Consider the following 17,171-nt stretch of genomic DNA (forward strand, 5'->3'; position numbering starts at 1 on the left):
ATATTAAGATGGTATGGTTAACATATCTACTTTACTCATTGTTTTTAAGTTCATATGGCAACCACTTTAGAAGTTTTTTAAATAATATGTCTTGTGCAATGGGCTTAGAAATATAGTCGCTCATTCCAACCTGTAAGCACTTAGCTTCATCGCCCACCATAGCGTTTGCTGTCATAGCAATAATAGTAATTTGGGGATTTTTACTTCCAACTTCATTTACTCTTATATGGGTTGTGGCTTGGTAACCATCCATCACTGGCATTTGGCAATCCATTAAAATGAGTGAGTACGGGTTATGGGAAGTTGTTTGTTTTAAATATTCGAGCGCGTGCTGACCATTTTCTGCAATATCAATGCTATTAATTCCTATTTTTTTAAGCGTGGTAGAGGCGACGATTTGATTAATGTTGTTATCTTCAACTAGTAAAATACGAATGTTTTTGTCCCACACAATATCATCGCTCGACAAAGACTGAGTGTCAGATAAACCCTTAGTAATGAGGCTGTTATTACTTTGCTGTTTACCGCTAAAGCAGGTCGATAGCATCTTAAAAAGATTTTGTGTGATTATGGGCTTTGTAACAATGGCTGAAAACCGAGACGCTTGATATAAATCGCGCTGTTTATTTAGCTCACCCGTGGTCATTAAAACAACATGCGCAGCCATAAGATCTACTTCTTTATCAAGGGTTTTACTTAAGGTTAACGCATCGCCGTCACTTAGCTGCATATCAATCATAATTAAATCAAAACAAAGGTTTTGTTTTTCGATATATTGCTGACATGTTTTCACAGCCTGCTTTGCGGATGGGCTGATTACGGCTGTTGCTCCCCATTTAGTAAACTGCTTGTGTAAAATAGAAGATTGAGTTTGATTGCTGCACACAATTAAAATATTTAACGATGACATATCTACAGGGGGTAATACTTTTTGTGGGTTTTTACTGCGTTTTAGAACAACATTAAAGCTAAAGTTACTGCCCTTATTTTCTTTAGATTGTACCTGTATATCACCTTCCATTAGGTGGCATAACTTTTTAACAATCGCTAAGCCTAAGCCCGTGCCACCATATTTTCGTGTTGTTGAAGAGTCAACTTGAGAGAATGATTTAAATAGCTTGGCTTGTTGAGCTGCAGAAATACCAATTCCAGAGTCTATTACTTGGCAGCTAAAACGCATTTGATTGTTGTTAATCGGTGTGAGTTTAGCAATAACTTGCACTTCGCCTTCATGGGTAAATTTAAGCGCATTATTTACTAAGTTTGTTAAAATTTGTTTGAGGCGTCCGGCGTCACCAATGACAAAAGCGTATTCAAGATGCTCTATATCTAGCATTAACGGAATATTTTTACTGTGAGCATGAATTGCTATTGTTTCGATAAAATTGTCGAGCATGTTACAAAGGTTAAACTCCAATTCTTCAAGCTCAAGCTTACCGGCATCTACTTTTGAAAAGTCTAAAATATCGTTAATAATATTTAATAAGGAGTTTGCACTATTGAGTGCAATGCTTACCTGATGATGTTGTTTTTCATTTAATGAACTATCTAAAATCAAATTAAGCATGCCTAATACGCCATTCATAGGCGTGCGAATTTCATGACTCATTGCCGCTAAAAACTCGCTTTTAGCAATATTAGCCTGCTCAGCCGCCGCTTTTGCTTCAATTAATAATTGATTCGCTGCTTTTTGCTCAGTGATATCTTGCTGAATTCCCACATAAGCTGTGAGCTGTTGCTGCTCGTTAAAAACAGGTGAGATTTGTAGGCTATTCCAAAATTCCGTGCCATCTTTTTTATAATTTAGTATCTCTATACGTTGAGTTTTTAATGTTTTTATTGCATGAGTAATAATATCTATTGCGTTCTTATCTGTGTTTGGCCCTTGAAGTAAGCTGCAATTTATTCCTAGCATTTCCCCTTTACTATAGCCTGTGATTTTTTCAAATTCAGAATTTAAAAATACTAAAGGAAAGCCTTGCACGCTCGCATCGGCTATAGAAATACCCACATTACATGATTCGATTGCCTGCGCTAATAAATCATTTTGCTCTTTTGCTTGTTTTAATGCTTTTTGAGAACGTTTTTGATCAGTAATGTCAGTTACAGAGCCTGCCATTCTAATTGCTTTATTATGCTCATTGCGCAGTGCCATCCCTTTTACTGTAAAATAACGATAAGCGCCTGATTTAGTCTTTAATCTATAATCGTAATTAAAGGGAATGTTGCTAATTAAGTGATTTGCTATTTGCTTTTTATGCTTGGTTATATCATCAGGGTGAAGTAACTTATAAAGTGCATCAGTACAGTGAGGTAAAGCGTTTTTATCGTTTTCGTCGTAGCCAAGCAATACGCTAATACGGGGAGAAAAATATACTTCATTTGTAACAATATCCCAATCCCAAATACCATCATTACTGCCTTTAACTGCCAGTTCGTAACGCGCTTCACTTTGCTTTATCGCTTCTTTTGAGGATTCTAAAAGCTTAAACGGGTTTAGTAGTAAGTGCCTGCCAAATAAAAACAGAAATAATGTCGATAAAGCCATGCTTGCAATAATTGATATAGCAATATCGATTATGAAGCGAGTGGTTTTAGCAGCAATTAAATTGGCAGTAATGTAGTAGTTTAATGTTATATCTGTATTGCCAATGAGGTTTTGGTTAATGCTGACATACTCGTCACCTTGATTTAAATTAGAATAATAAACCCATGGTCCTGCTAATGTCAGTCCATGTCTTTCACGGTCAAAGTCGGTCGGTAGTAACTGGGTCATTGGCGTATTAAATTGAACCATAAGCACGCCCTCAGTAAAGTTATTATATTTTATAGGCACCGCAATTGTGAATAAATCAGTATTGGTTGGCTTATTTAATATCACCGCCTTTTCTGTTTGCTCTTCAAGTAAGCTATTTATCCATGGTTGCTCAATTATACTCAGCTCGTTAAGCGAAGGGTCGTTACTAAAAACCACCTCTTTTAATACGTTTATAATCGTTATTTTTTCGGTGCTACCCATTATTTTATATTGAAAAAGGTAATCTTGGAGTAGCGCTTTTGAGGTGTCTGACCCCATTATGGCGTTAGATAAAATAGGTTGACGAGCAAGGTCATTAAGAATTTGTGTTCTTGTTTCTAAAAATAGTGTGAGGTAGCTGGTGGTGAGTTTAGATTCAATCTCAAGACTTTTACTTTGCAAATCATAGATAGCAGTATTTGCACGATGACCAACAAACAGTAAAGAAATAGTCACTGATAATATTAAGCTCAATACTAAAAAAGTATAAAAAGCATTATTTGTTGAGAGCTTAAATTTTTTATTTATTAATGCTCGCATTACTCAACATTGCCTATTGGGTTATTGATAATGTGTATTTTTCCATCTGGTTGATAATTTGCCATGCATAAATCGTCAAAACCAAGTGCTTCGTGGGCATCAATATTATTAGCTGACCACACAGCAAAAGGTCGTTGGTATTGTTTTATTAAGCCATTAACTGGCATGGTTAAGTTCTCAAGTGCATGTTTAATTTTTGCTCTGTTGTGCTCTGTATTATCGGTTAAAGTTATTTGTGATATGCCCTGTAACAATAGTTTTGTTAAGTCGTAGGCATGAATAAATCCAGCCGGAGAAATCAACTCAGTGGGTGCTACAGGGTTAGGCTTGAGAGATAAGCTTTGTGCTATAACATTTTTAGTTAAAGCGGTTTGCGGCGTTTTTAAAAATGAAAAACAGCTTTGTATAAAATGTAAGCTCAAGTTTGATTTTATAGCTTGTTCAACGTTGGCAAAAAAATCCCCACCCGTTATTCCCCAATGACTAACAATAGGAAGGCGTTCATTTTTGGCAAAACTTGCCATCGCATTTATAAATACAGCCCCCTCAATGGCATTTCCAACAAATAAAATACACTCTGCAGGTGTATTTTTTATTTGATGCAGCATTAATTTGGCGTTATTTATTTTTGTGTTCCAGTTAAACCATTTTACTTGTGGTTTTATATCACCAAAGGCCTTAAGCATGGTGTTGTTGTTTGATTTTCCCCATGGCGTGTCTTCTAAAAGTAAGAGCGGATTTTTGCAATTTAGAGTTTTCGTTGCAAATTGGGCCATTCTATAGCCGGCTTTTGTATCATCTACTGAGAGCCTAAATACCCAGTTATCATCGCTAGGGTATCGGGTAATAGACCCTCCGGCAGCCCAAGGCAGTAGTAGTAATATTTTGTTTTTATTGATGAAGTCTCTGTTTTTTATATATGGCGTGGAGTGCAATCCACCAATAAAAACCAGTGCATTGCGGTCTTTTAGAAACTGCTGCATGTGCAATAAGCTGCGATTCGAATTACCTCGGTTGTCTTTTTCAATCAGTGTGAGCTGATAATCTTGCACGTTATTATTAATCTCAGCTAAAGCAGTCAGCACCCCCATCTTCATTGCATAGGCCGATTCGTAATGGTTTGAATAGTCTGAGTCATGGTAGAGCGTTAATGTTTTTACATCTTCGCTGCGTGCACTTAAAGGAAATGCTGCAATATAAAGTACACTTAAGAGGAGTACACAAACCAAAGATCGCATAATAAACTTTATGTTAGTAATTTTTATTAAAGTTAGTCTATTTTGGCGTTTTTTCCTGTTTTAAAAGGAAATTATTTAATTTTTTTATAAAAATATAAACCTGAAATATGATTCAGTATTTTTTTATTAATGGGCATAAAAAAGCCAGCTAAGCAGCTGGCTTATTGAACTGTTTTGACTTTTATTTAAAGTCTTGGGCGCTGTGGCGCTCTGCCATTTGTTCTTCTTCTGGGCCCCAAGTACGATTAACACGGCGGCCTCGTTTTACGCCTGGACGCGCTGCTATTTGCTTAGCCCAACGAACCACATGGGTATAAGATGTAACATCTAAAAACTCTGCCGCGTCGTATAGGTCACCTAAAACCAGTGAGCCATACCACGGCCAAATAGCAATGTCGGCAATTGAATATTCACTGCCTGCCATGTATTCATTGTCACTTAAATGGCGGTTTAGTACATCAAGCTGGCGCTTAGTTTCCATGGTAAAACGGTCAATCGGGTATTGCATTTTGGTTGGTGCATAGCTGTAAAAGTGACCAAAGCCGCCACCTAAATAAGGCGCCGATCCCATTTGCCAAAACAGCCAATTACGACATTGTGTTTTAGCTTGAAAATCATTAGGAATAAGCGCATCAAACTTCTCGCCAAGGTATTGTAAAATAGCGCCTGATTCGAATACAGGGGTTGCTGGTGTTGTAGAGTGATCCATCAACGCAGGTATTTTTGAGTTTGGGTTTATATCAACAAAATCAGAGCCAAACTGGTCGCCTTCACCAATATTAATTAAATAAGCATCGTACTCAGCCTCAGTAATACCAAGCTCTAATAGCTCTTCAAACATAATACTGACTTTTTGCCCGTTGGGGGTCGCTAATGAGTAAAGCTGAAATGGATGTTTGCCAATAGGCAGTGTTTTATCGTGAGTTGCACCTGCAATTGGGCGGTTAATGTTTGCAAATTTACCGCCACTTTCATTGTCCCATGTCCATACTTTTGCTGGGGTGTAGTCGTTGTTATTACTCATAAATAGCCTCTAATAGTTTAAACGTGCGTATTTGCTTTGCCCGTTGTTGCTTTTAATTTATCTGCTTTTGCTAATTTATACCCTAAAAAGAATCCACTTAGTGCGCCAAACAGATGGCTTTCAAACGAGATGTGCAACCGCTGTGGTAACACGCCCCAAATAAAGCCACTGTATAAAAAGGCCACCACCACGGCTATAAAAATAGATTTAAAAGAACGTCTTACAATGCCATAGCATAAAATAAATCCCCATAACCCATAAATAACGCCACTTAAGCCGACATGAATATTGCCACGAGCAAACATCCATACCAGTAATCCACCGACTAATGCGGTGAATATAAATACACTATAAAAACGCTTTACGCTGTATTGGCAAATTAACCAGCTTAAAACAATGAAGGGCAGCATATTACTAGCAAAATGCCACCAGCTACCGTGTAAAAAGGGAGCGCAAAGAATACCAATCAGCCCTTGAATGCTGCGTGGGTAAATACCTAAACCATTTAAACTAATGCCTGGCAGGCTATTAATTAGTTGCAACACAAAACAAATAGTCACAATGCTTATAATGGCAAAACGGGTGCTGCTAAGTAACGACAAGGTGGATGGTTTATTTTGCATACGGTGCCCTTATTTATATTAAGAGTGGCCAGTATAGGAATAGTGGTGAGTAATGAAAAGCAAATTAAAAAGCACAGCGATTAAACTGTGCTTTTTATGCTGATTAATTGTAATTAACCAAGCTTGGTAAGTAATTTTTTAGCTGCTAGCTCAGAGCTTGCTGGGTTTTGACCGGTGATCACTAAACCGTCTTCAAGCGCAAGAACGCCCCAGTCGTCGGTTTTTTGATAGTCACCACCTTTTTTGATTAGCTCGTCTTCGACTAAAAATGGCACTACATCTGTTAATTGTACAGCGGCTTCTTCAGTGTTACTAAAGCCGGTAACTTTTTTACCCGCAACCAATGCATTGCCATCAGCATCTTTTGTATTTAAAAATGCGGCGCTCGCATGACACACTGCTGCCACTGGCTTTTGTAATTTTACAAAATCTTCGATGAGCGAGATTGAATCTGTGTTATCCACTAAATCCCATAATGGGCCATGGCCGCCTGGATAAAATACCGCATCAAAATCTGAAGCATTCAGTTCACTTAGTACTTTTGTGTTTGCCATTAATGTTTGCGCTGTACTGTCGTTGTCGTATCGCTTGGTTGCATCAGTCTGGAAGTCGGCTAGTGTACTGGTTGGGTCGATTGGTGGTTGGCCACCGTTTGGTGAAGCTAGAGTGATTTCTGCGCCAGCATCTACAAATGCATAATAAGGGGCGGCGAATTCTTCTACCCAAAAACCTGTTTTCTCACCGGTATTGCCTAAATCAGCGTGTGAAGTAAGTACCATTAGTATTTTCTTAGCCATTATTTTTTCCTTCTGATGATTTAAAATTGTAATTTTTGCTTAGCAATTACTATATGCACTAACCCAACCTTAAACAACGATGATAAATTTAACTTTATTGATTTAATAATTGATACAATTGGAGGGTTGAAGTTAAAACCGCACTGGAGCGTCCATGAAAGTCTCGTTTGAACAATTAAAAAGTATGGTGGTATTTGCACAAATAGTTGAGCAGGGCAGTTTAACTGCAGCGGCAAAGCAACTAGGGTTAACACGGGCGGTAGCCAGTTATCATTTAAAAAAGCTAGAAACGCAACTTGAAGTAACCTTACTTAATCGTTCAACACGGACCATGGCCCTTACTGAAGCCGGTATGGCTTACTATGAGCGTTGCCGAGTTATTACCGAGCAGGCTAATGCTGCCAATCAACAAATAGAAAATATAAAAAGTGAGCCCCAAGGATTATTAAAAATTAGTTGCCCGGTTAATGTGGGGATGCAATTAATAGTGCCTGCAATTAATACCTTTAAGCGCCAATACCCCAAAATTGATATAGATTTACAGCTAACTGATGATGTGGTGGATATTATTAAACACGGATTTGATTTTGCTATTAGGGGGGTTGCGCTGCGCGATTCAAACCTACAGGCAACCAAGTTAACCACTATGAGTACTTGTATTTGTGGCGCACCTGATTATTTTTCGCATTATGGCAAGCCCACTACGCCCGATGAATTAGCACAGCACCAGTGGGTAGTTTATCAGTTAGGGAGTAAAATCTTGACCTTGCAAAAAGACGGTAAAAAAGTCGACATTACTATGCAAGGATCGCTCAGTACCAATAATGCCGCTGCACGGACTGCATTTGTAGAGGCAGGACATGGCATAGGGCGTATACCGCTATACGATGCATGGCCAAAAGTACAAGCGGGTTTACTGCAAATTATAATGGACGACTACAAAAGCAAAGACATTGAATTGTACGGAGTTTTCCCGCCAGGGGCGACGGGGTCTAAAAAGTTACGTTTGTTTGTTGATTATTTAAAAGCGTACTTTGTAAAACAGCATACGGCATTAGGTATGCGTAAGGGCTAGCGCTCGGTTAAATAAGGCAACAGCCTGTTGATACATTGCTATGGCGAGAGCTGCATCGTAGCGCTCGCCTTCATCACGCATAAAGGCATGTTGCGCGTTAACTTCTTGCCATTGGTAATTTATGCCAGTGCGAACAGCTTGCTGGTATATTTTGTCTCGGCCATCTTGTGGAACATGGGGATCTTGTTTACCCCATATAAAATGAATTTCACCGAGTATGTCGGCCATGCGTTCAAATGAGTTATTACCGGGTTGTGCGGGCAGTGTATTACTGTGTATATCGGTGGCGTATAAACAAAACGCGGCTTTTATAAGTGGGTTTAAAGCGGCTCTGTAAGCTAAATGTCCACCAATACATACACCCATAGCTCCCACGTTTCCTGAACAATAACTTTGTCGTTTTACAAACTCGATAAGGCTTTGTGTGTCGCTATCATGATGCTCTAAAGGTTTAGCCCATTTATCGTTATTACCTTTATCTTTACCTTCGTCATCATAAGCCAGCACAGTTCCGATAGGGTTAAGCTCATGAAACACTTCTGGCACAAGTACCACAAAACCATGACTGGCTAAAATAGCTGCACTGCGGGCAATAGGTGCCGTTTGCTGGAAAATTTCAGAATAAAAAATAATGGCAGGGTATTGCCCCGATGTTTGTGGGCGGTAAATAGTGGTTCGCATTAACCCTGTAGGCGTTGGTAAGCCAGCGTTATGGTGTTGAATGATCATAAAAGCGCTCAGTAAAATAAATATAATAGCTGAGCGCGGTCAAATAAACACGCCCTAAAGTTTAAATACTTGCAGGCATTTTATTGCAACTTGCGTAATAGCTAACCGTAGCTGGCCAATCAGAAAATATACCGATTACACCAACCTCTTTTGCAAGCACATCAACCACGGTCATCATGTCACCATCGTTATCTATAACATCACTAATTGACTGGTAATAGTATCCGCCTCCATTATTCAGCGGCCCTGAACGTTCAAGACTCCATGCAATAATATTAAGCCCTGCGGCTTTAGCATCAATAGCGTACTGTGATGGCACGATATTACTTTCATTATCTATGGTTAATAGCATCCAAATGGGTGGAGCAATAATTTTAACACCGTCATTAAAAAGCGAAGCCATACTAGGTTGCCATGTGTCGGGGTTGTTAGGATCAAACCCTGCATCGCTGTCTCGGCCATCTAAATACACACTTTGCGCTGCAAATTCAGGGTTAGTATTAATCCAATATTGTACGTCAGCTAAATTAAATGATTGCGGAAAAACATGCGAAGCGGGTACCTCCATTTGCGTGTATTCATCTAGCATTTTTTGTGCGTATTGCGTTTGGGTCATACCGTTAAAGGGCATACTCACTTGAGGTGATTTAAGCTCTGGGGTCATTTTTACTCCGAGCTGTTTAAATAGTGCAATACTTTGTTTATGGGTCATGAGAGTACCTGAGGTGGCGTATAAGTCAGTGCGCCAACTTGGTGTACCTTTCATGTAATCGCTAACATTAGTGGCGCTGGTGTTTGCGCCATCCATTTTACCCTCAAGGGTTAAAAACTCTGCCAAGTTAATATCACTGGTACAACATTTAGCTGAAGCAGGCGTGCCACTGTTAGAGTTTGCTGGAGTAAATGGCTCACTGCATTTAGCCGCAAGTTCTGGAATAGCTAAAATATTAGTGGTGGTGTGCAAGTCGCACTGAGAATGGCGGCATACTAGCTCTTTATCATTTGTAAAGGTTACATCACATTCGACAATACCAGCGCCCATACGAGCAGCCGCTAAGTAAGACTCTTGTGTGTGCTCTGGGTATTGCATGGGGGCACCACGGTGACCAATTGAAAAATCAGTACGATAAAAAGGGCCTTCTTTACACGATTCTAATTGTGTTTTTAGTGCGCTGTCAGCCATATCGTCAATTAAGTAGTCGGGGCGGGTACCTAGTTGCGTATTGGTGCCTTGAGCTACTTCAACAATAACCGGGGTAGGTACTTCAACAATTTCAACGTCAGTGTTGGTAACAACCACTTCTTTTTCGACTATTTTTACATCGTCATCACAGCCAGCGAGTGAGCTTAATAATAAAAAAGTTGTTAGAAAAGGTATGCGCTTCATTATTTGTCCTTAAAAATAAAAGTGGACGCTACCTTACTAATTATTAATGACAATTTAACTACAGAGTGATTAATTTGCTGATTTAGCCATTATTTGGTTTATCACCAAGGCAGACAGCATCACTCCCGCGCCAATACTTAATCTAAGTAGGTCTGCGTCTCTATTCCAAATAAGTACATTAACAATAATACCGGCAGGAATAAGCAAGTTGTTCATCACCGCCAGCGCGCCAACATTAACAAGCGTCGCGCCTTTATTCCACATAAAGTAGCCTAAACCGGAGGCCACAATGCCTAAATAAATCAGTATGCCCCATTGAGTTGAGGTACTTGGTAATTTGTTAAGATCACCAAATAAGGCGTAACAGGCGCTTGCAACAATTAGTGCGCCAATAAAAAACCAACCAAATACGGTTTTATCATCGAGTTGTTTATTAAGCATTAATCGTTTGTAGGTTACTTGGCCGATAGCAAAACTAATATTAGCGCCTTGAACCAGTAGTAATCCGACTAAAAAGTTACTGTCTAAGTTTTCATAACGAATGGTAATAGCTCCTAACACGGCAATAAACGCGACGATAAAAAACTGCGGATTAAACTGTTTATTTAGCGCATCGTTTAAAAGCGTAATGTAAAGCGGGGTCATTACAGTAAATAACAGCACTTCTGGCACACTTAAAAACAAAAATGAGTGGTAATAAAAGCCATACATAACCCCCAGTTGCAGTGCGCCTATCAGCATGAGTTTAAACGCAAGTGGGGTAGGGATTTTCTTTAAAAAAGGCAAAAATACTAACGCTGCTAAAGCCACACGAATTAGCACACTAAACCACGCATCAACTTGGCCAGCTAAATACACACCAATTAAACTAAACGAAAACGCCCAAAGAAGGGTAACTGCAAATAAATAGCCCATAACACTCATCTTGTCTTAAGTAATGGTGTCAGTTTATCTGTTATATATTGTTCTATAAACAATAAAAGCCCGCAAGCGGGCTTTTATATCAGTTGATTAAAAATATTAATTAATCAACTAAACCACGGCGCTTAAGCAATGCATCAGTCGTTGGTTTTTGGCCTCTGAACTCAATGTAGCTTTGCATTAAGTCGCGGCTGTTACCTTTTGATAGGATCTCTTTACGGAACTTATCGCCATTTTCGCGCGTTAAGCCACCATTGTTTTCCATATGAGCAAAGGCATCAGCGGCAAATACTTCAGTCCATAGGTAAGCGTAGTAACCTGCAGAGTAACCACCTGCAAACGTATGGCTAAAGTAGTTTGATTTGTAACGAGGTGGTACAGGGTAGTAATCAATACCGTGTGCCTTTAACGCTTCACTTTCAAACTGTTGTACATCAGTTACTTTTTTGTCAGAACCAAATGAGTGCCATTCCATATCCAGTAGTGCTGCAGCTAAATATTCAGTGGTACCAAAACCTTGGTTGAACTTTTGCGACTCAAGTACTTTATCAAGTAGTGCTTGAGGAATTGGTTCACCTGTTTTGTAATGCTTAGCGTAGTTAGCTAATACACTTGGCTCAATCATCCAGTCTTCATGTGCTTGTGATGGAAATTCAACAAAATCACGCGCTGTAGCAGTACCTGCTAGGCTTGGGTATTTAACGTCAGAGAATAAACCGTGTGCTGCATGACCAAACTCATGGAACATAGTTGACACTTCGTCAAACGTCATTAACGTTGGCTCGCCTTCTGCTGGCTTTGGAATATTTTGTGCATTATAAATAACCGGTTTTGTGCCTTTCAAGCCGCTTTGGCTTACGTATGCACTCATCCATGCACCGCCACGTTTACCTTCACGTGCATATGGGTCCATGTAAAATAAGCCTATTGCGCTGCCATCAGCGTTAAATACTTCAAACGCCATGACGTCTTCGTGATAAAGCGGTAGGTCTTTACGCTCTTTGAATGTAATGCCGTAAAGTTTTTCCATTGCAAAGAATAAACCGTTATGAATAACCGATTGCATTTCAAAGTAAGGCTTAACTAAGGCTGGATCTAGGTCGTATTTTTCAGCACGCACTTTTTCTGCATAGAAAGACCAATCCCATGGTTTTAGTTCAAAACTTTCACCAGAATCGTTAATTACTTTTTGAATCGCTTTTGCTTCTGCTTGCGCTTTTTCGACTGCTTTTGGCGCTAGGTCATCTAAAATACCGTACACGTTATCAGTGGTTTGAGCCATGCGTGAAGTCATTACATACGAAGCCCAATCTTTAAAGCCTAACAGTTCTGCTTTTTGTGCACGTAGGTTAGTTTCTTTAATAATGATAGGGCCGTTGGTTTTAGCTGCACGGTTGGTTGATGCTTTAAAAATCTGCTCACGCAGTTCACGGTTTTCAAGGCTAGATAAAATAGGCTGTTGTGTGGTGTTCACTAGGGTGATCATGTAGCCATCTTTGCCTGCTTTTTTAGCAGCTGCTGCAAGACCTGCAATTTCACCTTCAGATAAACCAGCTAGTTTGCTTTTATCTGTTACTAAAATGACGTCTTCTTTAAACGATTTTAATACGTTTTGAGAAAACTCCGTTGATAATTTTGCAAGCTCAGCGTTAATTTCACGCATTTTTGCTTTTTCAGCATCGTTTAATTTAGCACCGGCTTTAACAAATTGTTTGTAGTAAAAATCAACAAGACGTTGATCTTCAGCGCTTAACTTATCTTTGTTGTCGTATACTGTTTGTACACGTTCGAATAATGCACCATTTAGGTAAATGTCATCAGAGTGTGCTGAGAACACAGGCGCCATTTTTTTATCAATGCGTTGGTACTCATCGTTAGAGATAAGACCTGATAAGTTGTAAAATGCAGCTGATGCGCGGTTTAATAGTTCACCAGCAAGTTCCATTTCTACCAAGGTATTTTCAAAAGTAGCTGGTTCTGGATTATTGGCAATTGCCAAAATTTCTGCATTATGTTGTGCAATACCTGCATCAAATGCAGCTTCGTATTCAGTGGTACCAAACTTATCAAACTCAGGAGCCATGTATTGCAATGGGCTTGGTTTAAATAATACATTGCTTGCGTTGATATCTTGCACTTGTGCTGTGCTTTGTTGTTTTGTTTCTTGGGTGCTTTCAGAAGAACAGGCAGATAATAAAAGTGCACTAGCAATCGTAGTGGCGATCAGTGTTTTACGCATAATAACTCCATAAAAAATAGTAGCCGAAATAGGCTTTTCGAGTCGAAAACCCAGTTAACTTACCAAATTTTGACTTATATACAACAAAGTTTATCGATTTAAAGCGGGATTTAAACGCAAATTAGGTGATAAAAACTCGGTATGTAAATAAAAAAGTAGAAAAATACAGCAATTATGCAATTAGCTTTAAGTTTGTTGCTGCGTATTTAAGCTAACCGCATGCTAAACTTGGGGTATTATTAGCGCATAAAAATAATCGTTTGTGTGCGACCTTATACATGGAAAATAAATGAACTTAGAACAAATTAATCACATTCTCGCCTTCGTATTGTTTAGCTACAACGACATTCACATTACCGTGGCAAAAGTAATTCAAGTACCCCTAATTTTGTTTACTATGTGGGTTGTGGTGACTCAGATTGGCAAGTTAATTAAAAAGTCATTACTTGCACGAAAAATGAGCCCAGATGCAGTGCATTTATTCACGCGTTTTTATTTCATTTTAAGTATTGCGATTTTACTTTTTACCTCCCTTGAGGTGCTCAACATTCCACTAACCGCATTTGCCTTTGTATCGGGTGCCATTGCCATCGGTGTGGGGTTCGGTGCACAAAATATTATTAATAACTTTATTAGTGGCTGGATATTAATGTGGGAGCGGCCAATCCGTATTGGCGACTTTTTAGAGGTTGGCACTGCAAAAGGGGTGGTTGAAACCATTAATACTCGCTCTACTCGTATTCGCAGGAACGACGGTGTTCATATGCTAATACCCAATAGCCAGTTATTAGAAAACACAGTTACCAACTGGACGCTTATTGATGGTAATGCGCGCTCATCTGTGAGCGTAGGCGTAGCTTATGGCTCTGATGTGTTATTAGTTAAAAAGTTAATTCAGCAAGTATTAGATGAGCATGAGGCAATACTGGCAACGCCTCAATCAACCGTATTGTTTGATGATTTTGCAGATAGCTCGCTAGTTTTTAATGCTATTTTTTGGGTTTGCGCTGAATCAGAAACTCGATTAAGACAAGTCCGCAGTGATATTCGTTTTAGTATTTATGAAGTGTTTGAGCAACACGATGTGGTTATTGCATTCCCGCAGCGAGATCTTCATATTGATGGTGAAATTGTTCTTAAACGCTCATTAGTGAAAAAGTAGTATTTAAAAAAGTGCCGCGTTATTTTGCTATATTTTTTAATAACTCAATGTAAGGACATATGTCCGCTTTTTGGTTGTTTAGTTGCTAAAAGTACACTAAATGTCGGGATAGTGCGGTTAAGTGTTAAAAATAAGTTTATTTTTTAGTGTTCAATATGCGGTAAATATATTACAGCATGATATAATCTCGCGCATTCAGTCAGCCTTATTTATGCCGTTTTTGTACTCTCGGTAATAAGGTCCGCGCCGCATAGAGCAAGTCGCGAAAAATTGACTGAATCCGTAATTATTTAATTGCGCAACACATCAACCGTTGAACAAGAGTGCACTAAAAAGGTTAACCCCGACATGAAAGCAATGAAAAGATCTACGTTAGCAACCCTTATCAATGCAACGTTGTTCTCTGCCGTAGCAGGTACGTCAATTTCAGCCGTAGCTGCTGAGCAAGAAACTACTGCTAAGAAGAACCAACTAGAAGTTATTCAAGTTACTGCTCGTAAACGAGTAGAAAACGCTCAAGAAGTGCCTGTTGCTGTTTCAGCCCTGCAAGGCGATAGCTTAGATGCTTACAGCTCAGCTGGTATGGATATTCGTTTTATGAATGCGAAAATCCCAAGTTTATCTATTGAATCTTCATTTGGCCGTTCATTCCCACGCTTTTATGTACGTGGCCTTGGTAACACTGATTTCGATTTGAATGCTTCGCAACCAGTGTCGCTTGTGGTTGATGAAATTGTACAAGAAAACGCAATCTTAAAAGGTTTCCCTGTATTTGACGTAGCACGTGTTGAAGTGCTTCGTGGTCCTCAAGGTACATTATTTGGTCGTAATACACCGGCTGGTCTAGTTAAATTTGATACCGTAAAACCAAGTCAAGAATTTGAAGGCTATGGCTCTGTATCTTACGGTAGTCGTGGTGCTGTTGACTTTGAAGGTGCTGTTGGTGGTTCATTAACAGATCGTTTATCAACACGTGTTTCAGTACTTTGGCAAGATAAAGACGATTACATTGATAATCGTGCACCAGGTTTTGAGCAAAAAGATGCCTTAGGTGGTTACACTGAACAAGCAGCCCGTATTCAATTTTTATATGAAGGTGACGATTTCACTGGATTATTTAATTACCATGTTCGTGATTTAGATGGCTCTCCAATTGCCTTTCGTGCTAACACTATCAAACCTGGTACTAACGATTTAGTTGATAGTTTTGAAAATGACGTGGTGTATCACGATGCCGCATCTCGTGCGACGCAGCAAGTTGAATCGCAAGGTGCAAGCCTTAAGCTTGAGTGGGACTTAGCTAACCATACAGTAACGTCAATCTCTGGTTGGGAAAGTGCAGAAATTTACTCTCGTGCTGACATCGATGGTGGCTACGGTGGGTTTTCTATCAATGATGTTCCAGTTGCAATGGGCCCTGGTTTTATTCCTTTCTCTTCAGAAAGTGCTGATGGTATTCCAGATCAAGACCAATACACGCAAGAACTTCGCTTATCAAGCAACTTTGCCGGTGATGTTAACTATCAAGTGGGTGTTTTTTACTTCGACGAAGCATTAACAATTGAAAACTTTAGCTATGATACAGCCAATAATGGCGTATTGAATGGGTTTGTTAGTCAGCAGCAAGATACTAAAGCATGGGCTGTATTCGGCTCAGTTGATTACACCATTACTGATGACTTGAAAGTAACCGCGGGCCTACGTTATTCAGACGATGAGAAAGAATTCTCAGCAAATCGTACGCTTAGCCCTGTAGGTGGCGCTGCTACTTACATTGAAAAAAATGTTAGCGATGATCACGTAAGCTGGGATTTATCAGCTAACTACAAAATCAACGATGACGTAAACTGGTATGGTCGTATTGCTAACAGTTTCCGTGCACCAAGTCTTCAGGGTCGTATCTTATTTGGTGATGAAGTAACTGTTGCTGATTCAGAAACTGTTACGTCATACGAGACAGGTATTAAATCTGATGTGTTAGATGGCCAAGGCCGCGTAAATGCAACGGTATTTTATTACACTATGGATGACCAACAGCTAACTGCTGTAGGTGGTGGTGCTAACTTTAACCGCCTATTAAATGCTGATAAAACAACTGGCTACGGTTTCGAAATTGATTCTGAGTGGGTGTTAACGGATGAACTAAATGCAACGTTTAATTTAAGCTACAACAAAACAGAGCTTAAAGACAAAGATTTAGCCGTTGCAGTGTGTGCACAGTGTACTGTTACAGATCCTACCTTCCAAGTACCAGGTGCATTTGGTCCTGAAGATCGTGCTATTTTAGATGGTAACAGCTTACCGCATGCACCAGAGTGGATCTCTAACATCACACTTCGTTACACTAAAGAACTCGCTGAAGGTGATTTCTTTGCTTACGCTGATGTGTCGTACCGCAGTGAAATTGACTTTTTCTTATATGAATCAGTTGAGTTTGAAGGTAAGCCACTAACTGAAGTTGGTCTACGTGCCGGTTATGCATGGGCGCAAGGCGACTACGAATATGAAGTATCAGCATTCGTGCGTAATATGTTTGACGAGCAGCAAGCAATTGGTGGTGTTGATTTTAATAACAATACAGCCATGGTTAACGAAGAGCGTTATATTGGCGCTGAATTTAAAGTTAACTTTTTCTAATC

At 39.4% G+C, this 17,171-nt stretch carries 12 protein-coding genes; 3 read left to right on the plus strand and 9 right to left on the minus strand.

The window, feature by feature from the left end:
* Positions 1 to 31: 31 nt before the first annotated feature.
* The 5 genes from CWB77_RS00920 to CWB77_RS00940 all read right to left on the minus strand — a co-directional run bounded on the left by CWB77_RS00920 (position 32) and on the right by CWB77_RS00940 (position 7,019).
* Positions 32 to 3,337 carry a response regulator gene (locus CWB77_RS00920; RefSeq protein WP_138620912.1) on the minus strand — a complete coding sequence of 1,102 codons (3,306 nt, stop codon included), beginning with the start codon at positions 3,335 to 3,337 and terminating at the stop codon, positions 32 to 34.
* Complete coding sequence (locus tag CWB77_RS00925; RefSeq protein WP_138620914.1) at positions 3,337 to 4,575, minus strand: ABC transporter substrate-binding protein; 1,239 nt, start codon at positions 4,573 to 4,575, stop codon at positions 3,337 to 3,339. The genes CWB77_RS00920 and CWB77_RS00925 overlap by 1 nt, the downstream gene beginning before the upstream one ends.
* Positions 4,576 to 4,756: 181 nt before the next feature.
* On the minus strand, positions 4,757 to 5,599 hold the full coding sequence (yghU, locus tag CWB77_RS00930) for a glutathione-dependent disulfide-bond oxidoreductase (RefSeq protein WP_138620916.1): 843 nt from the start codon (positions 5,597 to 5,599) through the stop codon (positions 4,757 to 4,759).
* 17 nt (positions 5,600 to 5,616) lie between these two features.
* Positions 5,617 to 6,222, minus strand: a complete 606-nt coding sequence (locus CWB77_RS00935; protein WP_054202093.1) for a rhomboid family intramembrane serine protease — start codon at positions 6,220 to 6,222, stop codon at positions 5,617 to 5,619.
* 113 nt (positions 6,223 to 6,335) lie between these two features.
* Positions 6,336 to 7,019: a type 1 glutamine amidotransferase domain-containing protein gene (locus CWB77_RS00940; protein ID WP_138620918.1), complete on the minus strand. Its 684-nt coding sequence runs from the start codon at positions 7,017 to 7,019 to the stop codon at positions 6,336 to 6,338.
* Positions 7,020 to 7,173: 154 nt separating this feature from the next.
* On the opposite strand from CWB77_RS00940, the gene CWB77_RS00945 reads away from it, so the two are divergent.
* A complete protein-coding gene (locus CWB77_RS00945) occupies positions 7,174 to 8,094 on the plus strand; it encodes a LysR family transcriptional regulator (RefSeq protein ID WP_138620920.1) in 921 nt (306 codons plus the stop codon).
* On the opposite strand, the gene CWB77_RS00950 is transcribed toward CWB77_RS00945, so the two are convergent.
* From CWB77_RS00950 to CWB77_RS00965, 4 genes are all read right to left on the minus strand, one after another.
* A complete protein-coding gene (locus CWB77_RS00950) occupies positions 8,074 to 8,823 on the minus strand; it encodes a dienelactone hydrolase family protein (protein WP_138620922.1) in 750 nt (249 codons plus the stop codon). The two genes, CWB77_RS00945 and CWB77_RS00950, sit on opposite strands and share 21 nt — an antisense overlap.
* A gap of 61 nt (positions 8,824 to 8,884) precedes the next feature.
* Positions 8,885 to 10,210, minus strand: coding sequence for a glycerophosphodiester phosphodiesterase family protein (locus tag CWB77_RS00955; RefSeq protein ID WP_138620924.1), 1,326 nt, complete (start codon positions 10,208 to 10,210; stop codon positions 8,885 to 8,887).
* Between the two features lie 69 nt (positions 10,211 to 10,279).
* On the minus strand, positions 10,280 to 11,125 hold the full coding sequence (locus CWB77_RS00960; protein WP_171043239.1) for a carboxylate/amino acid/amine transporter: 846 nt from the start codon (positions 11,123 to 11,125) through the stop codon (positions 10,280 to 10,282).
* Between the two features lie 109 nt (positions 11,126 to 11,234).
* A complete protein-coding gene (locus CWB77_RS00965) occupies positions 11,235 to 13,370 on the minus strand; it encodes a M3 family metallopeptidase (protein WP_055011698.1) in 2,136 nt (711 codons plus the stop codon).
* Positions 13,371 to 13,659: 289 nt separating this feature from the next.
* On the opposite strand from CWB77_RS00965, the gene CWB77_RS00970 reads away from it, so the two are divergent.
* Positions 13,660 to 14,532, plus strand: coding sequence for a mechanosensitive ion channel family protein (locus CWB77_RS00970; RefSeq protein WP_054202098.1), 873 nt, complete (start codon positions 13,660 to 13,662; stop codon positions 14,530 to 14,532).
* Positions 14,533 to 14,880: 348 nt separating this feature from the next.
* Complete coding sequence (locus tag CWB77_RS00975; protein WP_138620928.1) at positions 14,881 to 17,169, plus strand: TonB-dependent receptor; 2,289 nt, start codon at positions 14,881 to 14,883, stop codon at positions 17,167 to 17,169.
* The last annotated feature ends 2 nt before the right edge of the window (positions 17,170 to 17,171 follow it).

The organism is Pseudoalteromonas sp. S1610, from assembly GCF_005887465.1.
Classification (GTDB): domain Bacteria; phylum Pseudomonadota; class Gammaproteobacteria; order Enterobacterales; family Alteromonadaceae; genus Pseudoalteromonas; species Pseudoalteromonas undina.